The 23662-nt window shown below is 52.2% G+C and carries 17 protein-coding genes; 6 read left to right on the forward strand and 11 right to left on the reverse strand.

Going from position 1 to position 23662, the window contains the following annotated elements:
* Window positions 1–83: 83 nt before the first annotated feature.
* The 5 genes from P9L94_10615 to P9L94_10635 are packed head-to-tail and all read right to left on the reverse strand — an operon-like array spanning window position 84 to window position 5794.
* Complete coding sequence (locus P9L94_10615; GenBank protein ID MDP8244522.1) at window positions 84–1952, reverse strand: HAMP domain-containing sensor histidine kinase; 1869 nt, start codon at window positions 1950–1952, stop codon at window positions 84–86.
* A gap of 33 nt (window positions 1953–1985) precedes the next feature.
* Entirely contained in the window at window positions 1986–3107 is a 1122-nt protein-coding gene (locus P9L94_10620) for a lysylphosphatidylglycerol synthase transmembrane domain-containing protein (GenBank protein ID MDP8244523.1), read from the reverse strand.
* Window positions 3104–3922 (reverse strand): polysaccharide deacetylase family protein, encoded by an 819-nt coding sequence (locus tag P9L94_10625; protein MDP8244524.1) that lies wholly within the window; start codon window positions 3920–3922, stop codon window positions 3104–3106. The genes P9L94_10620 and P9L94_10625 overlap by 4 nt, the downstream gene beginning before the upstream one ends.
* Entirely contained in the window at window positions 3919–4578 is a 660-nt protein-coding gene (locus P9L94_10630; GenBank protein ID MDP8244525.1) for a GNAT family N-acetyltransferase, read from the reverse strand. The genes P9L94_10625 and P9L94_10630 overlap by 4 nt, the downstream gene beginning before the upstream one ends.
* A complete protein-coding gene (locus P9L94_10635; GenBank protein ID MDP8244526.1) occupies window positions 4538–5794 on the reverse strand; it encodes a glycosyltransferase in 1257 nt (418 codons plus the stop codon). The genes P9L94_10630 and P9L94_10635 overlap by 41 nt, the downstream gene beginning before the upstream one ends.
* A gap of 142 nt (window positions 5795–5936) precedes the next feature.
* On the opposite strand from P9L94_10635, the gene P9L94_10640 reads away from it, so the two are divergent.
* Complete coding sequence (locus P9L94_10640; GenBank protein MDP8244527.1) at window positions 5937–6824, forward strand: tetratricopeptide repeat protein; 888 nt, start codon at window positions 5937–5939, stop codon at window positions 6822–6824.
* Between the two features lie 267 nt (window positions 6825–7091).
* Here P9L94_10640 and P9L94_10645 read toward each other — a convergent pair whose 3' ends face one another.
* Window positions 7092–7460, reverse strand: a complete 369-nt coding sequence (locus P9L94_10645) for a hypothetical protein (protein ID MDP8244528.1) — start codon at window positions 7458–7460, stop codon at window positions 7092–7094.
* A 136-nt stretch (window positions 7461–7596) separates the two neighbouring features.
* Here P9L94_10645 and P9L94_10650 point away from each other — a divergent pair, with 136 nt between their 5' ends.
* The 3 genes from P9L94_10650 to P9L94_10660 all read left to right on the forward strand — a co-directional run bounded on the left by P9L94_10650 (window position 7597) and on the right by P9L94_10660 (window position 16287).
* Entirely contained in the window at window positions 7597–11487 is a 3891-nt protein-coding gene (locus P9L94_10650; protein MDP8244529.1) for a DUF3857 domain-containing protein, read from the forward strand.
* 11 nt (window positions 11488–11498) lie between these two features.
* A complete protein-coding gene (locus tag P9L94_10655; protein ID MDP8244530.1) occupies window positions 11499–15275 on the forward strand; it encodes a DUF3857 domain-containing protein in 3777 nt (1258 codons plus the stop codon).
* A gap of 229 nt (window positions 15276–15504) precedes the next feature.
* Window positions 15505–16287, forward strand: coding sequence for a PP2C family protein-serine/threonine phosphatase (locus P9L94_10660; GenBank protein ID MDP8244531.1), 783 nt, complete (start codon window positions 15505–15507; stop codon window positions 16285–16287).
* 6 nt (window positions 16288–16293) lie between these two features.
* On the opposite strand, the gene P9L94_10665 is transcribed toward P9L94_10660, so the two are convergent.
* From P9L94_10665 to rfbB, 5 genes are read right to left on the reverse strand one after another with little or no spacing between them, the layout of a single operon-like run.
* Window positions 16294–17379: a Nif3-like dinuclear metal center hexameric protein gene (locus P9L94_10665; protein MDP8244532.1), complete on the reverse strand. Its 1086-nt coding sequence runs from the start codon at window positions 17377–17379 to the stop codon at window positions 16294–16296.
* A 17-nt stretch (window positions 17380–17396) separates the two neighbouring features.
* Entirely contained in the window at window positions 17397–18227 is an 831-nt protein-coding gene (locus tag P9L94_10670) for a hypothetical protein (GenBank protein MDP8244533.1), read from the reverse strand.
* 2 nt (window positions 18228–18229) lie between these two features.
* The gene (locus P9L94_10675) at window positions 18230–19495 is read right to left on the reverse strand and encodes a pitrilysin family protein (protein ID MDP8244534.1); all 1266 of its coding nucleotides are present in this window, start codon (window positions 19493–19495) and stop codon (window positions 18230–18232) included.
* A gap of 12 nt (window positions 19496–19507) precedes the next feature.
* Window positions 19508–20245 carry a sugar phosphate nucleotidyltransferase gene (locus P9L94_10680; protein MDP8244535.1) on the reverse strand — a complete coding sequence of 246 codons (738 nt, stop codon included), beginning with the start codon at window positions 20243–20245 and terminating at the stop codon, window positions 19508–19510.
* Window positions 20242–21273 carry a dTDP-glucose 4,6-dehydratase gene (rfbB, locus tag P9L94_10685; protein MDP8244536.1) on the reverse strand — a complete coding sequence of 344 codons (1032 nt, stop codon included), beginning with the start codon at window positions 21271–21273 and terminating at the stop codon, window positions 20242–20244. Before rfbB ends, P9L94_10680 begins: the two co-directional genes overlap by 4 nt.
* A gap of 316 nt (window positions 21274–21589) precedes the next feature.
* On the opposite strand from rfbB, the gene P9L94_10690 reads away from it, so the two are divergent.
* Together P9L94_10690 and P9L94_10695 are read left to right on the forward strand one after the other, a co-directional pair.
* A complete protein-coding gene (locus P9L94_10690; GenBank protein ID MDP8244537.1) occupies window positions 21590–22636 on the forward strand; it encodes a cellulase family glycosylhydrolase in 1047 nt (348 codons plus the stop codon).
* Window positions 22637–22790: 154 nt separating this feature from the next.
* Window positions 22791–23537 (forward strand): hypothetical protein, encoded by a 747-nt coding sequence (locus P9L94_10695; GenBank protein ID MDP8244538.1) that lies wholly within the window; start codon window positions 22791–22793, stop codon window positions 23535–23537.
* Window positions 23538–23662 lie beyond the last annotated feature (125 nt).

A 23662-nucleotide genomic window follows, 5' to 3' on the forward strand; every position in this document is an offset into this window, starting at 1 on the left:
CTTTGATTGATTGTCTGCAAGGGCTGGCTTCGTTTCACTTCGCCTTGCCCTTGCCACCCCTTAAGTCAATGACATTGCACTCTTCAATCTTCTTCTTCCCGTGTGCGCGGGATGGTGAATGAGATGCAGGCGCCGCCTTCGGGGCGGTTCATCGCCTGAATGCGGCCATGATGAAATTCCTCAACAATCGACTTGACCCACGCCAGCCCGAGTCCGCCGCCGCTTGAGCCTTCCTTTGTACTGAACCCGGATTGAAACACGCGCTTGGCTTCTTCTGACGTCATCAGGTTTCCATCGGCGTGACGCAGTCCGGGACCGTTATCGAAAATGGATATCTTTACGGATTCGGCGCCGTTGGGTTCAAGGTGGATGTCAATTTTGCCTTTCACGCCCGAACGCGCAATCGCCTGTGAGGAATTTGCCAGCAGGTTAAATAACGCCATGCGCAACAGGCGCGGCTCGATCATTGCGGGGGTCGCGCCGGGCGTATGCGCGTCTAACTCAAACTCACGCGAAGTCGATAGGCGAAACAGCCCCGCCAGATCGCTCACCAGTTCTGATAGGTCGATTTCTTCATAACGGGGGCGGCGCGCATAGCCAAACGAGCGGTAGATGTTCACCATTTCCTGCAAGAAATAGAGATTGTTTTTTAGGCCGTCGATGGCTTCGACGAAGAAGGAACCGCGCTCGGGATTGAGTTGCACGATGCCCATGCTTTGCGCGCGCTGGATGGTGTCGAGGTCCCATTTGCCGGTGGCGACGATGTTGGTCAGGTCGTGGCCCATGTTGGTGGCGAGGTTGATGCCGAAACGGTTGCGTTCTTCGACTAGCGCCTGGCTGCGGGCGAACGCGCGGGCGAGGCCGTTCTCGCTTTGCTTTTGGATTTCTTGCGCGATTTGTTCCCATTCGCTTTGGGGGAGACTGTCCGGCAAGTCAATTGCGCAACGCAGGCAGCCGGCGAAGCGCTCGCCGATGCGCAACGGAATTTCAACGCAGTTCGCCTGAATCCAGCGGGGGGTGAAATTGTCAAACGGCTGGGGCGTTTCGATTGCGTCGGAAGAAACCGGAGTGAAGATTGCGTCCGCATTGTCGAAGTGAAACGGTTCGACAGTTTGGAACGGATAAACGTTGCCGATTGACGCGCCCGCGCCGCGCAAAAATTCATCGACCACTTCGGCGTCGTCGGCGCGGTCTTGCAGGCGTCCGGCGAGCTGTTCGATCTCGAAGCCGAAATACACTTCGCGCTGCAATCGGGCCAGATGGTTAAAAGCGTGTTCGATGTCGTGCTGGGGTTTTTGAATGAGACAGACCGCGCCGGGACGCGCCATCTGTTGCATGGAACTGCCAATGCGCAGCAATGGGTAAAGTACGTTGCGATAGAGCCAGAGGTAAACCAGCCCTGTCGCGCTAATAAAAAATACCGCAAAAAGCCAATACTGCGCGACCATGGTTTCGATGGATTTCCAACCTTTGGGGGAGGCGTACATCAGCGTGATTCTAAAATCGCTCGACACCATCGGCGCTTGAAAATCCCGCGAGAACAAGCAGTTGGTCCAGTCGTTGTACTCGTTTTGTTTGTCTTTGTTAATGTATTGCGCAACCACGTTTTGATTTTCGTCTTCAAGAATAATTCCAAACCAGGGGTGTTCTTTTTCTAAAAAAGTGTTTGCGTAATTGTCGAGATATTCTTTGGCTTTTTCGAGATAGGCGTCGCGATGGGTTTTTAGAATTAAATTGAGTTGAGCATGAATCGGCGCGACTTCGTCTTTAATTTCAGCAAACTCGACGCGGGAGTCTAAAATCAATGCGCGTTTTTTGTTGGCGAACAGCGTATCCAGCATCGCGAGAAACAACACGTTGATTAAGATCAACGAGGCGAATGGGACGAACTGCAACACAAATAAGCGCAACCTGCGTTGCGAGCGACGGGCGTCATGCCGGGCAGTATTCATTCAGGAACCAGCGCTCCTTTGTCGAGGCGAATTTCAAGCGGCTTCTTCATTTGCGTCTTCCAGTTCATCTTCAAAATCTACGGATTCGTCCGTCAGCGGTTCTGCCGGAAAAATACGATGCAGCCGCAAACAAGTATAGAAGAACATGGCCCCGCCCACGAACAGATACATGTGATAGGTGAAAAAGCGCCAAATCAAAATCACGACGCCAACTAAGTGCGGCGGGATGATTTTGCTTAACACAAAATACGACATCACTTCGACGCCGCCGCCGCCGCCGGGCAGTACGATCATCAACGACAGCGTGAACAACACGCCTTGCAGTAAAAAGAAAAACACCGGTTGGTGATGGATATTAAACGCAAACAAAATCAGCGGCAGCGCGCCGTAACGGCAGGTCCATTGAATGCTGGCGAATACGAAATTCAGAAATAAAACGCCGCGCTTGACTTGGTATAAATGAGTGATGCCTTGCTTCATTTTGATGAACTCTTTAACGAAACGCCATTCATACCAACGCACCCGGGCGGGCATTCGGTGTTTGTCCGCCCACTTCCAGCGCGCCAGTCCGCGAATCATGCGGACCATGAATCCTAAACGGACCGCAAGCGCCAGCCCGCCGATGATCGCCGCGATGATGAACAGCATGACCAGAAAGCGCGGGCCGTCGATGGGCGGTAGTTCGCTGCGCACCACGGGTTCATGCAGCAGCGCGTAAAACGTAAGCGGCAGCAACAATGCGAAAAAGACGCAATCGACCGCAACGTCAATCGCCAACATCGAAGCGCCGTGCGCAATCGGGACGCCGCCGCGATGCAGCAGCGACAGGCGAATGACAGTACCGCCGACGCCCGCCGGGGTGGCGGCGATGCCGAATTCAGTCGAGAGCGAAACCGACAAACTTTGTATGTATGTAAGTGGGTAGCCTAATGAGCGCGAGAGAATATATACGCGGGCGCCGTTGCACAACCACGCGGTGATAATCATTGGAAACAAGAGAAGCAAAAATCCCCAACGGAACGAAGCCAAGTCGGCGAAGGTTTGCGCTTCCTGAGTGTACCAAAACACGCCGCTGGTCGCGAGGACGCCCAACACGGCGCCTTGGATTCCATAACGAAGCATGTCGTTACGCGTCAGTTTTTTTTTGGTGGTCATGGGTTCGTCGAACTCATTGCATCCTTGGCTGAATTGCCTGTTGCCGGACGCCCTGTTTTGCGCGGCGAGCAGCCGTCGGCGACATCCGCGTAGGTCATTGGCTGCCGCGTCAAGAGCGCCTCGCGCGCCAACGCTTTCAGCATATCGCGAACGGCGGGGTATTTCAAATCGCCGGGATGGACCGCAAGGCGCAAGACCGGCGCGTTATGATTATAGAATTTCCAAAACCGCACCCAGGGCTTCGAAATGGTTCGGCGTAAAAGGGTGCGGCAGCTGAAGGTCAGCGTCGGAGCGTTAATGCGAATGTTTTGTTGGAGCGCCTCGACCCTGTTCCAGTATGTCGTGAACTCGAACCCGCTGTCGATCAGTGCGCGACGCGCGTCGGGGCTGAGCAGCCAGGCGGGCGCGACGAACCCGCGCGTCTTGAGGCCCATGCGCTCAAACATGTCTTTACCGCGTTGCAAATTGGCAAGCGCGTCTTCGTAATTGAGTTGATAAAACTCGCCTTCGCGGGCGGTATAGATATTGCCCATAAATTGCTGCAACAACCCGCCGTCGATCGAATCCGCGAGATGGGTGTATCCATGCAGGGTGATCTCGTGGCCTTGCGCGGCGCAGTCTCTCAGCCAGGCGGCGAAGTCGGTGTTCTGATCGGTGTCTTCTCCACCGTGCCATTGAGGCACCACTAGCAACGAGACGCGCTCGACGCCAATCGAATGCATGTCATCCAGAAATAGACGGCAGGCGTCCCACGAATGCGGCGCCAAATCATGAAACGAAACGACGAAGGATAATCGTTGTCCTTGCCAGATCATTTGAGCTCCCGCACAACGGTAGACACATAGACGCGATTGTCGTGAAAGGGGCGAAATTTTGTGATTTCTTTTTTGTCGTAAGTATGAAAGCCGAATTTATTAAATACCCGTTCGGTGCGGCGGTCATCCGTCGTCTGTATTTGTCCGTAGACGCGCTTGAGCCCGTTCTGCTGCGCCCATTTCACAAAGGGAACCAACAAGCGGGCGCCGACGCCGCCTGCGCCGCCTTGTGCGCGATACGCCGGCAGTAAGTTGAAATGCAAATGCCCGCCGTGTTTGGGCGCGTCAGGGGTTTGTTTGGAGCCTTCGGTCATACACCACCAGAGAAAATTGCGGCTGGCCTGATTGTATTGTCCGGTGAGCAAGCGCAGCAAGGCTTTTGGGGCCACCTGGGCGCATAGAATCCACGCCTGCGCCCATTCATGGCGCCGGGGGCGCACGGAACCTAAAAGATATCCGACTACTTCGCCGTCGTCTTCGGCGATGAAGGCCGATTCGGGTTCCCAGTCGGTATAGTAACGAGTGAGATAATCGGCGAATACGTCACGGTCGCAAAACAACGGATCGACCGGAGAGCCGGAAAAACCCGTATCGCAACAGATGCGCCGTACGGTTTCACGGTCGGTTGGAGAATAAGGTCGAATGGTTAGGCTCATGGGTCTCAATTGTATGAGGTTCAGATTTTACGGTGAATTCAGACGCGAGTTTTCCGTCTAATAAATGATGATATAGCATAACCAGACGGTCGATTGTCATTTCGATTGAAAAATTTTCAACCATGCGCTGGCGCCGTTGCTCGGACGGCTGCGAGTGGGGCAAGGCGCGTACCTTGCGCACCGCCTCCGCTAAATCGGCGGGATGAGGCGATTGAGCGGTAATCAGCGGTTCTTCGCCTTCGACGGTGTCTTCCATGCCGCCGCCGTTTACGATAATGACCCGGGTCCCGCAGGCCTGGGCTTCAAGCGAAGTCAGCCCAAAGGTTTCATACACGCCCGCATGGAGAAAAATATCAGCGGCGCTGTAGTACGCCGTCAGGTGTTCGGCGTCAGTGCAATAGCGGAACCACGAAATGGAGTCGTTTTTACTGAGCGCCCGTTCAACGATGCGCCGCAGTTCGCCGTCGCCGACCAGCAATAGATGACAGCGCCCTGGCCCGCCGGGGTTGTTCTTCAATTCGTCCATCATGCGAATCAGCGCCCTTATATTTTTCTCACGCGCTAAGCGTCCGACGAACAATATGAGGGTGTCGTTATCGCTGAGACCAAGTTCTTTACGAATTCGAGGCGCATTCGGGTTCGGGTGAAATTTGGTTACGTCCGTGCCAAGGGGGATATGGGCGACGTTGTTAATGCCGCAGTCCGTCAATATGCCGCGTAGACGCTTGCCCGCGACCACGGTTGCGCTCATTTGGTTATATAAATTAACGACATAGCGGTTAATCGGCGCCGAAAGCAGCGTTTGAATTGAACCTCCGCAAAATCGGCGGATGGTGCGCCCCAATGCACGGGGAAAATCGGAGTGATAAAAGGCGACAACCGGCGCATTCAGCCGTTTTCCACCCTCCAACGCGATCCAGGCGGAACGGTAAGGGTCTCCGACTTCGATAATGTCGGGTCGTTCTTCATCCAAAATCGCGAAGATGCGCTTCTGATTGAGCAACATGCGGTAGCTAATCGAGCCGATGAGAGGTAATGATTTGATATGATAGACTTTAGAGCCAAATTGGTATTCAACCGCATTTTGGTCGGAGGGGATAATGACCAAGTGTTCAATATCGGGCTTGTCTGCAAACCGACGCGATTTGTCTTCAATATATCGGCGAACGCCGCCGCCTAGTGGGCTATAAAATTGTACAATATCGCAAACCTTCATTAAACTCGCCCGATTGCGTGGAGTTGGTCAAGTTGTCGATTGTGTGTGAGATATGTTAAAGTAGAATTAATAGTCATTTCACGTTTTTCAAATTCTATGGTATACTGTTGCCTAGATTAATGCAAAGGTATTTCTTTTCTATATGAAACCACTCTCCATTCTTACGATCATCCTTGCGCTCAGTCTGTCAGCGCTTACCTCGCCATGCCTGGCGCAAGGAAAAGAAGCGCACGCCGCTGGCTTTACCTCAGACAATAAAATTGAACGCGCACAAAAACTCTTCTTCTCAGATCAATACGAAGAAGCAGAGAAAATCTTTAGAGAATCATTGGCCGCGAGCCCCGATGACGCCGAAATTATGGCATGGCTGGCCCAGACCCTGGCCTATAAAATGGGCGAGCAGGCCAAGCGGGGCGCTTCAAAATTATCACTGATTTCAGATGGGGCTGAACTGAAATCGCTCTACACCAAAGCCTATAAATTGGATCCAACAAATGAACGCGCTCAGTTGGGGTACGCCATCTTGCTTCGCGATCTGCCCGGCTTGTTGGGCGGCGACCTCGATCAAGCCGAAAATATCCTGTCAGACTTGATTGAAGCCAACCCCGAAAAAGTGCTGGCCTATCATCACTTGGGCAATTTGTATATTCGTAAGAAAGAAGACTATCAGAAGGGGCTGCATTTTCTAAAACGCGCATTGACGGTCGCCAAAGAAAAAGAGCTCACCGACGAAGAAGCCTATTACCTCAACCACACCTATCACTCCATCGGTAAGACTTACTTAGAAGAACTCGATGAACCCAAGCAAGCGTTGGATTACATCACCAAAGCCTTGGAGTTGAAACCGGAATTTCCACTGGCAATGTTAGACCTGACGGAAACCTACCGCCAATTAGACCAGATTGAAAACGCCAAGAGCGAATTGTTTAAGGCGGTCGCATATTGCAAAGAACACAAATATAAAATGTATTATTCCGATATTAAAAAGTCGGCCCGCCAATTGAACGTTTCAAAAGACATCGATCTGTAATCACAACACACACTAAATTGAATTGCGTTTTTTGACGCTTTTTCGTAAATCCTTGATCTTTCGCTGTATCAGGCATGGGTACAACTCTGCCCGCTTCAGTGCGGGCTTTCAAGCTCTTATGCACAGGCGCTCCCAGAGTTCCACCCATGCCTGATTGGTTTATCAATTATTGAAATACCGGAGCCTGTTTCTGAATAAAAATTATGGCCATCCATCAATGTAGGTACTCACTTACCGGATGAACCAAAAATTAGTATTTGAATGCGACTATTGTTCTGCAGGTTGGATTTCGTTGAGCACTTCATCCCAGGCGATAGAGAATAGCGATTCGCGGCTCTCCCAGAGTTGGTTCGATTTGAGCATTGTTTGGATTTCGGGCTTTGCGATTGCGATGGCTTCGATCTGTTTGCGGGCGGTGTCGGGAGATGTAAGCATGTTTTCAATAATGTCTGGGTTCTTCTCAATCGCGGAAAACAGAACACTTTTGAATTCATCAATACAAGCGCGCTCCGGGTCGAGATTTTGGGTGAGTATGATTCCCGTGATGATCGCGCCAAATACAAATAATCCCGCGATCAGAATAAAGAATATTTCTTTTTTTTGCACTGTTGCGCCCGTGGGCGGCTGGTTCGCCATATCCGTAGTGTTCCCTCCCATTTAGATCGTGACCATAGTAACCTGTTATCGTTATAACGTCATCCTCGCTTGGGTCAATGTAAACTGCATCCACTGAATCGACCGCCGGCCAGTTAGGCTTATGGAGTATAAATTCATGATGAACCCTATTCGTACAAGATTTTCTATTTTACTCTTAGTTGGATTGCTCGGCGCCAACGTCGCTTGGTCGGCGGGGCGCGGTGAAATCATCTGGCGTTCGTTTCTGGAAACGGGAGACGTCGCCGCCGCCATCGAAGGCTTTGACCGTACGCTCGAAGAAGACGCTGATGACTTGATGGCGCAAGCCGGGCGCGCCTATTTGTCTGAATGCCGCGTTGAGGAAGGCGAAACTCTCAGCGCATTTTTAGACGCGCTCGAAAACGGCGCCTCGTCGCCCGAAGCGCCTCTGTTTTTGCTGGAAGCGTATCACCGGGTCTCTGGACGGGAAGACGCCGCTGCGATGCTCGAGCGTCTCGGCGCCTTGTTGCAACGCGACGACCTCGTCAGCCACGTCAGCGACCGCGCTTTGTTCGCCCGCGCCCAACTGCTGCAAAAACTGGGCAAATGGAGCGATGCGGAAACGGCATTCGGCGAACTCAATTTTCTGACGCAATTTTGGGTCTGCGGGCCGTTCGACAACACCGAGAAACGCGGACACAGCCAGGCGTATGGCCCGGAAGAATCATTAGACCTATCGGCGACATCTCCCGGACGGCGGCGCGACGTGACTTGGCGCCCGTTGCTGGTTGATCCCTATGATGGATATATCGACCTTCATGCCAGCGTACAGCCAGCGCAAGAATCGACCGTTTATTTGGCGTCTCAGGTCAATTCGCCCAGCGACCAACGCGTAAAACTTTCGCTTGGATATGCAGGCGCAGTCAAAGCGTGGCTCAACGGCGTCTTGGTGATGGACGTGAACCGCTACCACGCGGCGCTGCCCGATCAGGCCGAGGCCGCGTGTGAATTGCGCGAAGGACGCAACACGCTGTTGGTCAAAGTTTCGGCCCCGAAAGAAGGCGCGTTTGGGTTGTATGCGCGGTTTGTTGCAGACGAAGAATTGAGCGAAGTTGCGCTGGCGACGGATGCGCAGCCTGATCTGAAAAACGATACGCCGAAACCAGACCAGCAAGTTAACGACGACGCCTTTTTGTTTGAAGCCACGTCCATCAAACAATTGAAAGCCTTCGGCGAAAACGCCGGACGCGACCCGCAGCGTACGCTGTTTTATGTGCGCATGTTGTCGCTGCTCGAAACGGCGGACCAAAACGACCAAAGCACTAACGCGCTGATGGGCGCGATGTGTAAGCGCTACCCCGGCAACCCGCTGTTGTTGCGCCATCTGGGAGACACCGAGCCGCAAGACAACCGCCAGCGGCTGGCGTATGATCTAGTGCTCGAAAGCGACCCCGACGACTTAGCGGCGTTTATGGGGCTGCTGAATTATTACCGAAATTCCGCCTATGCGACCAAAGGCTTCGAGCTGATTCGCGAATGGGAAAAAGACCATAAGGTCCCGCTTTCCGCCCGGCTATTGCAGGCGCAGATGCTGCGCAAACAAGGCCTCGGCGAAGCGGCGGCGGGGCTGTTGCTTCAATACGAAGAGAATTTGGGCGGCGAAGGGTTGATGTTGCTGCTTGAGTTTTTGGGCGATTCGGTTTCGCGCGAGCAGCAACTCGATATTCTCAAACGCGCATTAGAAGACGACCCGATGAATGCGGAAGTTGTGCATACCTTGCGACGCATCGCATTGCGCAACGGCAATCTTGATTCGGTGGATGTATTCATCAAACATGAGAACCGTATTGATCCCTTTTCCGTCACCGGGCTGATGGACTTGGCGCTCTATTATCAATCCAGCGGCAACGATGAAGCGGCGCTGCGGACGTTGGCCGACATTCAGCGCATCACGCCGGACGACTTTCAAACCCACCGTATGACCGCGGTCGCCAATCATGCCTTAGGCAATGAAGCCAAAGCCTTGCAGGCGTTGGCCCGCGCCCAGGAAATTTTGCCATCCGATCCGTGGTGCATCGACTATCAAGAAATGCTGCAGCCCGATGAAGAAAATTACGCGGCGCCGTATTTGCGCGACTGGCGCGAGGTGGAGCCGCCTGCGTCGTTAGACCTGTCCAAAGCGAATTATTTGACTTTGCTGAGCCAGACGATTGTGAAAGTGTTCCCCAACGGAAACTCCAGCCGCACCGTGCAAGAAGCGGTGACGGTGTTGACTGACACCGGCGTGCGCATGCAGCAGGTGCGCCCCATTTATTACGAAGCGGGGACGGAAGACGTCGTCGTGAAACGCGCGCGCGTTCATAAACCGGACGGCAGCGCGTTCGATGCGCCGCCCGCTCGCAAACAGAGCGCGTCTTCTGCGGCGGACGCCCAGGCGCGTTTATATATGGACTACATGGTGGCGGTGTTGCAGTTTCCGGCGCTGGAAAAAGGCTGCACCATCGAGTTGGAATATGAAGTGGTCAGCAAAAACGACAACATCTTCGCAGACTTTTTCGGCGACCAGTTCTATATTGGCGATGGACGTTATGAGCCGACGGCGGATACGGAGTACGTATTAATTACGCCGCAGTCGCGCGCTTTTTACTGGAAATATATCGGCCCCAATTATCCCGCCTCCGTGCTTGCGGGTTCGCCGCCGGAACTACAAGAAGAACCGGTTGTCAAAGAAGAAAACGGCGAGCGCGCCTACCAATGGCGTTATACCAACTTGCCTGCGTTGCCGCGTGAGCCGTTGATGCCCGCTGCGGTCGAGGTTCTGCCCTATATCAAGATATCAACGTTCGAGACCTGGTCGGATATGTCGGACTGGTATTGGAACTTGATTGAAGACCAACTTGAGCCAGGGCCGGTTGTGAAAGAGCGCCTGGAATTTGTGCTGCAAGAATACCGCCGCAAACGCGGGCTGGGCCAGGAACGCGAACTGACCGATTGGGAAAAAGTGCGCGCCGTTAATGAGTACGTTAACACCGGCATTCGCTACCTGGGGTTGGAGTTTGGCATCGACGGTTTCAAGCCGCACAAGGTCGATGAAATTTGCAACGCGCAATACGGCGACTGCAAAGACAAGGCGGCGCTGGCGGTCGCGATGTTGGGCGAACTCGGCATCGAAGCGCGTATGGTGATTTTGCGTACGACGGACAAAGGCGAAATTGATTATGAACTGCCCTCGCTCAATTTGTTCAATCACGCCATCTATTATTTACCCGACTTAGACGGCAAAGATTATTGGATCGACGGCACCGCGACCTTCTTTGATGCGTCGGAACTGCCGCCGGGCGACCAAGGTTCTTATAGTTTAATTATCGAACCGGGTGGTGAGTATTTCTTCAAACGCATTCGCTTTTCAGAAGCGGCGGACAACGGCGGCGAATATACCACCGCATTGCGCATCGACGAAGACGGCAACGCCGAAGGCATCCGCATTTCAGAATTTCGCGGGCTGTATAACCCCATCGTGCGCCGCACCTATGAAAACGAAACCAAGGCGAAAGAAGTGGTCGAGCGCATCTTGGTCAGCCGCTACCCCGGCGGTTCGTCATCGAATATTGATTTATCGAATCTCGAAGATTACGCGACTTCAGAACGCCTGGCGTATGAACTGGCCATCCCGCAGTTTGGGACAAAGCAGGCAAACAGTTTGGCGTTTCCGACCACGTTGTTTTCAGACGATCTCTCGCAGCGTTACGCTCAGTTGACCAATCGGGAATACGATTTGGTGTTGAGCTATCCCTGGACGCGAACCAACATCACCCGCTTCGAGATGCCGAAAGGCGGCGATGCGATTGAAGTCCCGTCGGACCGTACAATTGAAAGCGAGTTCGGCGACTATACCCGCGTCATCACGGTCGACGGCAACAACATTGAAATTCGCGAAGAGTTGAAATTTTTACCGGTCCGCGTTGAGAAAGATAAGTACGGCGAGTTCCGGGAATTTTGCCGATTGGTCGATTTGTATCAAAGTGAAAATGTGATTCTCAATCAATAAGGATGCGCGCCATGTTGAATATGATACGTACGATGTGTCTTGCTTGTTTATTCGTTGCGGCGTTGCAGCCGTGTTTTGCAAATTTAGAAGAAGGCTGGTCGCTGTTATTGCAGAACCGCTATGCGGAATCTGCGACGGCGTTGCAGTCGGTCGAAGGGCCGGAACGCGAAGCCGCGTTGCAGGCGCTGCTATTCAACGCCTGGGCGCAGGGCGAGTATCCTGACGCGGCGGCCCATACGGCGACCTTAATTGAAGAGTTTCCCGACAGCGCTTATTTGCCCGCTTATCTCGCCGTGCTGAGTCAGCCTGCTTTTAAAGGGTGGGCGCTCAAAGACCGGGCGATGACCTTGCGCAAAGCGTTGGCGAAAAATCCATCGGCGTCTCATCGTCAGCGTTTGGAATATGAGTTGATGCAGACGCTTGACCTTCTGCTGGATTCCGCTGCGGGCGCCGCCGCGCGTGAAGCGGGCGTGTTGATTGACCACTGGCAAGTCGTGGGGGCGTTTGGACGCTATGGCGCGGCGGATTTCGTGCGCCCCTTTGGGCCGGAAATCGAGTGGAAAGACGAGTATGAAAGCTGGTATGGAACGGCGGCGTTTCGCGCTGTGGACCCGCCGGATTCGACCGGTTCGATTGATCTAAGCGGATTGGTATACCCTGCCAACGGCGTGGCGTATTTGATGAATGTGATTGAAACAAACGATGATGCTGAAGCCGAGTTGCTACTGACTTCGCCCTCGGATTTGCGGGTTTGGCTGAACGGCGAACCCGTTGTTGAAAAGAACCATCTCGCGCTGCAAACCGCGCAAACCGTGTCCGCCAAAGTGACGCTCAACGCGGGCAGGAATTTGCTGGTCATAAAAACGATGTCGACTGGTCAATGGAGCGTCCGCGCGCGGCTTCATGCAATCGGCGACCATCCACTGACGTTTAAAACCGCCGCGTTTGATCGCAGCGAATGGGCGTCGCTTTATCTCAAGCCATTTGAAGGCCGCGTCCCGCTGCCGGAAATTAACCAGGGGCTTTTTTCGCGCTATCCATTTGAATTGCCCGAACCCGCTAATCCGTCCGCCCGGATTGGGCGCAACCTGTTGCAGGCCGTTTGGCACACAGACCGCTATGAACTGGATGCCGCTCGCACGTGGGTGCAGGACGTAATCAAAAAAGAGGACGCGTTTGCGTTCGCGCATTGGCTGCAAGGCGACCTCGCCCTGCGGCAAGCGCAAGCGCGCCCCGGTTCAGGCGCCCGTTTTCAACAAGAAGCCGAGCAAGCGTTTCAATCGGCGTTGGCATTTGATCCCGCCTCAAAACCTGCGTTGGTTGGATTGCAATCGTTTTATTTAGACCGCGACCAAACCGACCAGGCGTTAGAATTGACGCGCAACCAGTCGGCGGAAGCCCCCGCATTGCGCGGGCAAGGCTATCAGGCCCAACTCGATTTTATGGACGGCGTGTTGTATTCGCGCAAAGGGTTCGGCGCCGATGCGCGCCGCCGTTTTGAAGACGCGCAGGTCGAGTTTGTTCCGACCTTTGATGTATACACCCGGCTGTTTGACGATTATTACGCCCATCGCGTTGAAGACCGCGCGGGCAAATTGATTGAAGATTGTTTGGCTGCGTTTCCTGCTTATCTGCCGTTTATTCAACGCGCCGCCCAAATCAAAGGCAGCCCAATGGCGAAGCAGGCAATCCAAAATTTGGAGACGTTAATCCAAGCCCACCCTTACACCATGACCTACGGCCTCGAGCTGGGAATCGCCTATGAAAGACAAGGGCAGTCCGATAAAGCAATCGAAGCGTATCAATCGTTGAATAAAATGTTTCCGAACCATCCTCAGCCAATGAACCGCTTGGCGTCGTTGCAAATGCGCCAGGGTGAAACCCAACAGGCGTTGGCGTCATACCATGCCGTCCATCAACAGGAACCGCGTTGGATGGACGCGTTTCGCGTATTGCGCGATGTCGAAGGCAAGGATGATTTTCCTTATATGGAATATGACGTCTCCCTTGATGACATCGAAATCGACATGGCTGACCGTTGGGAAAACTCGCGCGGCGCCGGGGTGTATTTACTCGATATCATGGTGTTGGAATATCACCAAGATGGAACGTACGACATGTACGTTCATCAGGCGATTAAAGTATTGAGCCAAGAGGGCGTACGCAAATGGGCCGAAATGGTCATCCCCCAAGGCGGCAATGTTGAATTGATCCACGCGCGCACCATAACGCCGGACGGCATCGAATGGTCGATTTCTCATTTGCAGGATTTAAACAATCAGCAATCGCTTTCGATGTACGGCATCGAAGAAGGCGCCGTTCTCGAATACGCCTACTTACAGCGCAGCGGACGCAAGGAGCCTGGCGTGAGGCCTCACAGCGGCGGCTATTACTTCGGCGCTGACGACGACCCCATGCTGCTATCGAAACTTGCGATTGTTGTTCCAGACGGACTCCCGTTCAACACTGACAAAAACCCACACGATTTAGCGCCGCAGGTCATTGAGAAAGACGGCAAGCGAATCATGCTCTGGGAAAATTGGATGCAAGACGGGCTAAAACCAGAACGCTTTGCGCCGAATTTATATCAGCGGGTTCCGTCGGTGCAATGGACGACCGGGCGCGACTGGCTACCGTTTGTCGAACGTTATCGCGTTTCAAAATACGGCTACCAGGAAGATTCAGACCTCGTGCGTCAACTCGCGGATTCGTTTTTAGAAAAATCAAAGTCAAAACAAGAGTTGCTCCAGGCTGTTTATGATTGGATCTCAACCAATATCGAGGACGGCTCCGGCGGGCAGACCAGCGTTGATACGCTGACGCAAAAAAGCGGAGGCCGCTATCAGAAGATGCGCTTGATGCGTCACATTCTGCAACTGTGCGGTTTGAAAACGCAAATGGCGTTGGCGTTAGACGGCAAACGCGAGGAAGGCGTGAAGCCGCTGCCGTTCCCGAATTATCAAGGTTCGGTGTTGTTGCGCGTGCCTGAGCAAGCAGGCGTCGACCGGCCCATTCACATTGATTTTTCGAGCCGCTTTGCGTCGCTGGGCCAAGTCGATCCGTTCGTACGCAAGCAAGTCGCGTTGATTTATGACGGCCCGGTTCCTTATTTCACGCCGTTGCAAAGCGAACTGTGGGAGCATGGTTTGCTTGAACGCGATATCTCCGCCGTGCTGCGTGAAGACCACTCGGCGCAGGTTGAGGGAACCTACACCTATGGGAACCTGTTTGATCTTCAAATTCGCGAGGCGCTCACCAACCCTGAAATTCGCGACCGCCTGGCGGATGCGCAGGCCGCCAATGATTTTCGCGGCATCAAGTTAGATTCAACCCAACTCACCAATGTCGATGACCTTTCAGTTTCGCCGCAGTTGGTGTTTGCAGGCCAATTGCCGGACGTCGCACAACCCGACCAGGATGGTTCGTTGCGCATCGAGGCGGCGCCCATTCGTTCGCAAGCGGCGGCGTTGGTCAGCGAAGCGACCCGTCAGTTTCCGTTGGTGTTTTCCGCCAGCCCGGTTCAAGACCATTTGAATTATGAAATTGACTTGTCTCAACAAATTGACCAGGGTGCGCGGGTGGTGTTGCCTGAGAACGCTTTGTTGTTGACTTCGTTCGGCTACTACTCATTGTTCTTTGAGTGGGACGGAGCCAAGGTTCTTGTCCGGCGCTCGTTTTTGATTCCAAGCCAAACCATTCAACCAACAGACTACTCAGAATTTGTTGAGTTCTGTCGTGAAATTGACCAAGTGGAAAACCGGGTGGTTCGTATCTTTCCTCAAGGGTGAAATGACTGAAGGGGTTGATATTACAAACCTTGCAACTATGCTTTTCCTTTTTAGATACGCGAAATGCTAGTTGTCTCGTTTTATATGTATGTTTGCTATGAATACTTTGTTAATACCCCTTTATGTTAAAGTGGAAATCGTTTACTTATTAAACGTAACCATACATTAGATTATGCAATCTTAATTCAATCATCTTTTTGAACAAAAATTTTTAATAGATTATCAGTTTATGGCTAAAGATATGCCGAAAATCGGCGCACGGCGATTTGGCGATTTAGGAAGCCCTGATCGCGAACATAAAAGACTGGTAGAACTGCAGCAACATTTTTTGCCTCAATCGTTTCCTGAGATTGAAGGAATTGAATGGGCTGCACGTTATCACCCATCCAAATTGGTTGGGGGCGACTACTATGATGTCTTTCCGATGCAAAACTCTTGCTACGGCGTGGTGATGGCAGACATTTCGGGGCATGGATATTCTGCTGCGATTGTTATGTCAATGACCCAGTTCGCCGTCAAAGAGTTTGCGCCTGCTTGCGCTTCTCCTTCAGAGGCGCTGAAGATTATCAATGATAAATTACAGAAACACATGTTGCCTCACCACTTTGTGACGATGTTTTTTGGAATGTTGAATCCTGAGAAGAAGACGTTAACTTATTCGTCTGCCGGGCACATTCCGATGTTGCATTTTCAATCGTCGAGTAACTGCGCGAGAAGTTTAGACATCCAACCCAGTTATCCGTTATGCACGTTCCCCGTAGGCGAATATCCTGAGGCCCGGTGTCAATTAGACAAAGGCGACGGCTGTTTGTTTTTTACGGACGGTGTGTTGGATGCGCCCAATGTGAGCGATGTTTTTTATGGGGAGCATCAGTTGTTGCAAACCTTAGAAGCATTTTCCGGCTCAAGCGCTCAACACGTTGTTGACGCCGTGTACGCTTCGGTAGAAGAGCATCGGGGCAATGCCGACCGGCTTGACGACTTCACGCTTCTTTCCATGCGAATTCAATAACTCCGTTTAATTTCCATATTCCGAAACCCAACGTACGTTCTTGATGCGGTTTTTGAGCAAGCCAATCGCGGCTTCGGCAAAAATCGACTCGCTTACGTCATGACCAATGGTCATGACATTTAATCCTACTTCATTGGCGTTCCATAAGTCGTGATACCCAGCCTCGCCAGTTAGATAGGCGTCGACGTTGAGTGACGCCGCGAGCGGGATGCCGCTGGCGCCGCTGCCTGTCATAATCGCGATGCGTTGAATTCGTTTGCGAGGCTGCGGCCTGACGCCGCCAAGCACTGGAGGGATGGGCGCGTGTTTAGAAAGCCGCGCTTCAAACGTGCGCCAGCTGATGGGCTTTTTTAATTCGGCGATCCATATCGCTTGTGAAATGTCGCGAAAGTCTTCGAGCGCAATCAAATCATACGCGGCTTCATCGTAGGGGTGCGATTGCAGCAGAGCGCGCACCACGGCGATTTTTCGTTTGACGGGGAACACCATTTCGATGCGGTCTTCATCAACCTGTTCGAGCCGTCCCGCCTGGCCTTGATAGGGAACGCTGTCGCCGGAACCGAAAAACGTTCCAACGCCCGGCGTGGTGAATGAACACTGTTCATATTCGCCGATGCGTCCTGCGCCTGCTTTTGAAAGCGCCTGTCGAACGGCGGCGGCGTGTTCTGCGGGGACGAAAGTGATGATTTTCATCAGGCCTGCTTGAGGTTTCGGCGCTAAAGGGGATGCGGTTACAAAGCCCAGTTTCTGCGCCCACAGTTTTGCCATGCCTTGCGGATGTAAATCCATATTGGTGTGTGCGGCGTACAGCGCGATGTCTTTTTTGATTAAGGCCCGCGTGATCGACTGCACCGGGTCGCCTTCGACAATTCGTTTCAACGGGCGGTAGAGCAACGGGTGATGTACGAAGAGCAGATCGACGTTCTTGCGCGATGTCTTCTTTAATAAACGCGCACTGGCTTCGAGCGCAACCAAGACGCGTTTGACGTCTTGATCGGGGTCGCCCAGATGGAGGCCAATGGGGTCGTTGGGCAGCGCCCAGTCCGGCGGCAGAATGCGTTCAATTTCTGCAATGAGATTTTTTAGTTTCATTGTCGGCTCCAATCGGTTTAATCATGCAACGGGAAAACCTGCCATGTATATTTTTTCTCGATCAGTTGAAACGGATGCCCGCCAAGCGGCGGGTGAGAAGCGGACAAGGCGTCCAGGTTTTGAATGCGCTCCATCCAGTCTTGTTGCGTGAATCCCGCCCTCCATTCCTCCCAGTCTTTTGTCGGGAACGCATACACCGCCGTCTTCGATTCTTTGGGACGAATCATGTAGGCGCTAAACGATTCCCGCCCTTCGGCTAATACGCCCATCGTTGACGAAAACGGGCAGTCGAGGGTTACATCCAACCAAGTGGTTTGGATGACATTCAGCCGTTCGCGGTTGTGAAATAACAAGCCGCCTACCGTGTATGAGTTGCCGGTGCGGTAGATATATACATTTGAATCGGGATAGCGTTCGCAAAATTGGCGGATCAACGTGGAACTTAACGCGCGGTCTTTGACGCGGCAATTTTCTTCCATGCTCAGCACGATGGCGGGCTGCTCAATCGCCGCGACCGGACGAATGAAATAAATAAATGGGGGCAACAAGATACACGGAGAAGCGATCACCGCCGCCAGCGGCAGAGGCACCCATCCCCAAAAATGGGCCAGCCCGGTGATTGCGCTATAAGCGAGCAGGGCGCCGGTCGCAAGCGGAAGGTTGACGCTTGCGCCGGGGGAGGCTGATCGCGCAGCAGCGCTATACACCACATAGATAAACCCTCCCGCAAGCGCACAGAGGGAAATAAAAGCGATGATGGAAATTGAACGAGCGCCCTGCGCAAGATCAAACAAGCGCCAGTGGGCGCCGTAGAATCCAGCCAGGAACGAGAAGCCAAACCAGAGCATGTTTATCCACGCTTGGGCAGCAATACGCCTTTGCAGCGGCGACCCGGTTGAAGATGCGCGTCGTAGGCGCGGTATACGTCGTCAATGGTGACGGCTTCCATGCGGTCGACGTAATTAACGGCATGGTCAATGTTGATCGCCATGCGGCTATAGCCGAATGTTTGCGCGATCGAGACGGCTTTTTCGTTGGAGAATGGGTAGTCAGCGCGTTCCATGTTTTTGACTTTGCGCAGTTCGTCTTCCGTGATGTCTTCACGAATGCGTTGCAATTCCGCGTTGATCTCTTGTTCGACTTGTTCGAGTTTGTCTTCTTCTGTGACGGCTTCCATGAGAAATAGCCCCGCGTGTTTGAGGCTCCACGAAGAACAACTGATACTGGAAACCAGACCGAGTTCGTCTATCAAACGGCGGTGCAAGCGCGAAGAGCGCCCTTCGCCGATCATGGTCGATAATAAATCCAACGCATATTCATCCGGCGTCCCCAACACGCGCGTCATAGGAAAACCAATCAGCAAGTACGACTGGTTGACGTCTCGTTGTACGGCGGTCTCGTTGCCGGAGGAAATGATCGGCCAATCAATTTGGATGTCTTTAAATGGGGGGAAGGGAATCCCCTCTAAATGGTTGGCTAAAACCTCTTGCAGTTCGTCGCCGTCCAGATCGCCGACCGCGCACAGGGTAATGTTTTCGGGGTGATAGCGTCGCTGTTGATAGTCGCGGAACACGTCATGGTCAATCGTATGCAGCGACTCGACTGTGCCGAGCACCTTGCGGTTGTAATTGTTGTCGGCGAACGAAGCGGAGATGAAGTCATCGTATATTTTTGACCAGGGGTTGTCTTCGTGGCGTTTAATTTCTTCGGTAATCACTTCGCGTTCGCGTTCGATTTCTTTGGGGTCGAACAACGGGTTCAGTAAGGAATCCAGCAGCACGTCTAACGCGGCGCGCCAACCCGCGCTCGGCAGCGCGACATAGTAATGGGTGTAGTCGAGCGAAGTCGCGGCGTTGTTGTAACCGCCCAGCGAAGTGATGATGCGGTCCATCACGCCGACGCCGTGGCGTTCGGTTCCTTTAAAGAACATGTGTTCGTAAAAGTGCGACAATCCATAATGCGGCTCGGGGTCATGGATCGCGCCAGTGTGAATCCAAAAGTCGAGCGCGACGATGGGCGCGCTGCTTACGCGTTTATGCACAAGAGTGAAACCGCCGGGCAGTTGGGTTTGGGTGTACGGTAAAAGCGGGTTGCCGTTATTTGAGGATTGGATCACAGTTCTCCTGGGTTACTTAATTGTATTGGCGCCGGTTTGTTCTACGAGACAGGCGGCTTCGTGTAATGAGAAACGGGTCTCGCCGCAATCGGCCCACCAGCCCTCAAGAACATCATACTGGAGTTCGCCTGCTTTGAGGTAGGCGTTGTTGACGTCGGTGATTTCTAACTCGCCGCGCCCGGACGGCTCTAACTCGTCGATAATGTCGAAGGCGCGACCGTCATACATATACACGCCGATGACGGCCAGATTTGACGGCGGCGTCTTGGGCTTTTCAATGATTCCGGTCAGGTTTTTGTTTTCATCAAAACGGGCGACGCCGTAATGTTCGGGGTGTTCAACTTCTTTGAGAATAATTCTTGCGCCGCGTTCTTGTTCTTGAAACGCTTTGACTGAATCAACGATATTATTTTGGATAATGTTGTCGCCCAGCATCACTACGACGGGTTCTCCGCCGACGAAGTCGCGGGTCAATGAAAGCGCTTCGGCGATGCCGCCCTCGCGCGCCTGATAGGCGTAGTGCAGCCGCTTGAGGCCAAAGTCGCGTCCGTCGCCCAACAGCGGTAGAAAGTCGCCGGCGTGTTTGCCGCCGGTGATAATCATAATGTCGTCGATGCCCGCCTGCGCCAGCGACTCGATGGGGTAGAAAATCATGGGGCGGTCGTACACGGGCAGCAAGTGTTTGTTGGTCACTCGCGTCATCGGCAACAATCGCGTTCCTAAACCGCCTGCGGTAATGACCCCTTTCATGCCGTCCCCTTTGCTTTCGCCAGGCGTTCGCCGTACTGGCGTTTATAGTACGTCTGAAAATCGCCCTCTTTCAGTTTTTTCCACCAGTCTTTGTTCTTTTTATACCAATTCACCGTTCGCGCCAAGCCTGCGTCGAGGTCGGTTTCCGGCTTCCAGCCCAGCGCTTTCATGCGTGAACTGTCGAGCGCGTAACGGGCGTCGTGGCCGGGGCGGTCGTCAACATAGGTGATGAGGTCTTCTGGTTTCTTGAGATGATTGATAATCGTCTGGGCGACGTGAATATTTTGCTCTTCTGAATGCCCGCCGATGTTATAAATTTCGCCCGCTTTGCCTTTATGCAGCACTGCGTCGATGGCGCGGCAGGCGTCTTCAACATAGAGCCATTCGCGCATCTGGGAGCCGTCGCCGTACAAAGGCAGCGGCAGGTCTTCCATGGCGTTGGTGATGAACAGCGGGATCAGTTTTTCGGGATGTTGATACGGCCCGTAGTTGTTGGCCATGCGGACAATTTTGACGGGCGTTTTATACGTCGTGAAAAAGGCGCGGCAGAGCAGGTCGGCGCCGCCCTTGCTGGCGGAATACGGCGACGAGGGATTGAGCGGCGACGCTTCGGTCATCGGAGCGTCGTAGGCCGGGCCGTAGACTTCGTCGGTGCTGATTTGCACGAATGTCCCGATTTCAAATTGACGCACCGCTTCGAGCAGGCAAAACGCGCCGAAGATGTCGGTCTTGAGAAAATCGTCCGGCTTGGTGATGGAGCGGTCGACGTGAGTTTCTGCGGCGAAATTGACGATGGCGTCAATCGGCTTGCGCGACAGCAGGTCCATAATCATCTGTTTGCTGCCGATGTCGCCGTGGAAAAACGAGTAACGCGGTTCGCGTTCGATGGATTTCAGGTTTTCTAAGTTGCCTGCGTAGGTGAGTTTATCTAAATTGATGATTTCGATGTCTTCATAGGCTTCGAGTAGATACTGAATAAAGTTTGATCCGATAAATCCGGCGCCGCCGGTCACTAAAATGCGACTCATGAGTTGAAGGCCCCTCCTGTAACGGCAAAAAAACGTGGTCCATAATAACAAGCGAAAAGGCCGCCTGTGGGGACGGCCTCATTACGGACAATCTATACAGCAAATGATTTCATGCCGATTCTCATCCATATTCTAATGGATTGCCGCTGCAAGTCTAGCAGGTTTTTCATAATCCGGGCAATGCGCGATATTTCCGGCATCTTGCGAATGAACATCTATTGACTTGTCGCGATGATTTGTAATGATAATCGACAAACGATTTGGGCCCACTTAACGCACATGATTTTGACATCTGCTTAAATAAGAAAGCAATAAAATGAAAAAACTTGCCCTGCTGGTTGTTCTTGCCTTTTTCTCCGTCGCCGCCTTTGCCGAGACATTCGCTTGGGAGCTGCCGTTGCGCGGCGTCACCGGAAACCTGAGCCTGAACGACGACGACTTACGCCATCTCGCGCAAGATTGGAACGTGAATTCGGTTCGCCTGATGTTGATGAGCGGCGATGTCCGTCATCCCGAGCCGCCTTACTATATTCTGGACCACAAATTGGAAGAGATCGACCACTTTTTAGAGAGTTGCGAAAAATATGGCATCCGCTGCATTCTCGATGTTCACGAAACCCCGGGGCGGGTGGAATGGCGCGGTGAAAAAGACCGTCGGCTTTGGACGAGTTTTGAATTTCATCAATATTTAATTGAAACCTGGGAAGTCTTGGCCAAACGATATGCGGACAAAGGTCCGGTTATTGCTGGATACGACCTGTTCAATGAACCCAATATGTATGAAGAGCAGGCCGGCGCCCCCAGCGACTGGAACCTGCTCGTCAAAAAACTGGTGCAAGCTATCCGTAAGCACGACAAGACGCATCCCATTATCATTGAGCCGACGCGCTGGGGCGGCGCTGATGGATTTGAAACGCTCGAACCAGTGGACGACCCGCTGGTGATTTATAGTTTCCATTTTTATGTTCCCCATAAGTTCACCCATCAGCGTGTGGGCGACAACCAGGGAACCTACATCTATCCGGGCGAAGTCGAGGGAAAACCATGGGACAAGCAGGCGCTCTTAGACGCCATGCAGCCCGCGATTGAATTTCAACAGAAAACCGGAGCGCCCATGTACGTCGGCGAGTTTAGCGCTATTCGTTGGGCGCCGGATGGCAGCGCACTGCGGTATTTAAAAGAGGTTGTGGGTATTTTTGAGCAGAACGGTTGGCACTGGTCGTATCACGCCTACCGCGAATGGCAGGGGTGGAGCCTCGAACACCAAGGCCCGATTGATAAGCCCGAAACAGTCAAATCAACCCCGCGCCTGGAATTCATGAAAAAAATCTGGGCGAAGAACGAAATGGACGGCAAAGAGTAAAACCAGCAATTGATATTTATAATTCTGTTAGAATGAATCTCTTGTAAAGATTTTGTATTTTTGCTAATGTAAACGATATGGGGCTTAGGCATACTATGGATTAAGTCTCAATTGTCGATTATTCAAAATGTGATTTAATATAAGGGAGATTGCTATGGATATGGAGATGACAGGAGAGGCAATGTCTAAATCAGGCTTTCACCTCGTTTATGATATAGATGAAAGTGAAATTGATGCTAAACAATTATCATCAGCTTTGCTTTCAATGAGCGAATTACTTGAAGAAGCGGATAAAGTTATAAATGGTGGAAAAACTAAAACGCGAGTAAATGTAAAAGGCAGTTTTAAGACGGGTAGTTTTCAGGTTGATTTTAGCTCTTTTCAGTCAATCACAAAAGTGTTGCAAGACACGCTATTAAGTGATGGTTCGCAATCTCTTTTAGCGGCAAGTGGCTTGATTGGGATTCTTTTTACAGGCAAGAAAAGTTTGTGGAGATTACTTAAATGGTTGCAAGGTTCTAAACCGACTAAAATAATTTCAACGGATGATGGTAAATTTCGAGTTTACAAAGGAGATGAATTTATTGAAACAGAAAGAAAAGTGATCGAACTGTATGAAAACTATAAGGTAAGACAGGCGTTTGAAGATATTGTTACGAAACAATTAGTGCACGATCCTGTGAAAGGTGTTGCAATTATCGATTCTGAGAAAGAGGTTGTTGACGCGAGCAAAGAGGAATCTTCTTATTTTGTCTGCATGACACTGGAACAAAGTCTCCTTGAAGAGAATGTGCGTGAGACAAATATAAACCTTATCAACGTCTCATTTAAGGAAGGGAACAAATGGAGAGTTACAGATGGTGGGAATACATTTTATGCCATAGTTGAAGATAAAAAATAGTAACAGTTTAGCCGTTTGAAGAGATTTGGGTTGTTTCCTCTTTACAACTCACTCTATTTTAGCTTCCCTGATTCTGTATTCATTTGATAGCGTCACTTGATAATCGGGTTGAAGGATCATGTTAC

It is taken from the genome of Candidatus Hinthialibacter antarcticus (assembly GCA_030765645.1).
Taxonomy (GTDB): Bacteria; Hinthialibacterota; Hinthialibacteria; order Hinthialibacterales; family Hinthialibacteraceae; genus Hinthialibacter; species Hinthialibacter antarcticus.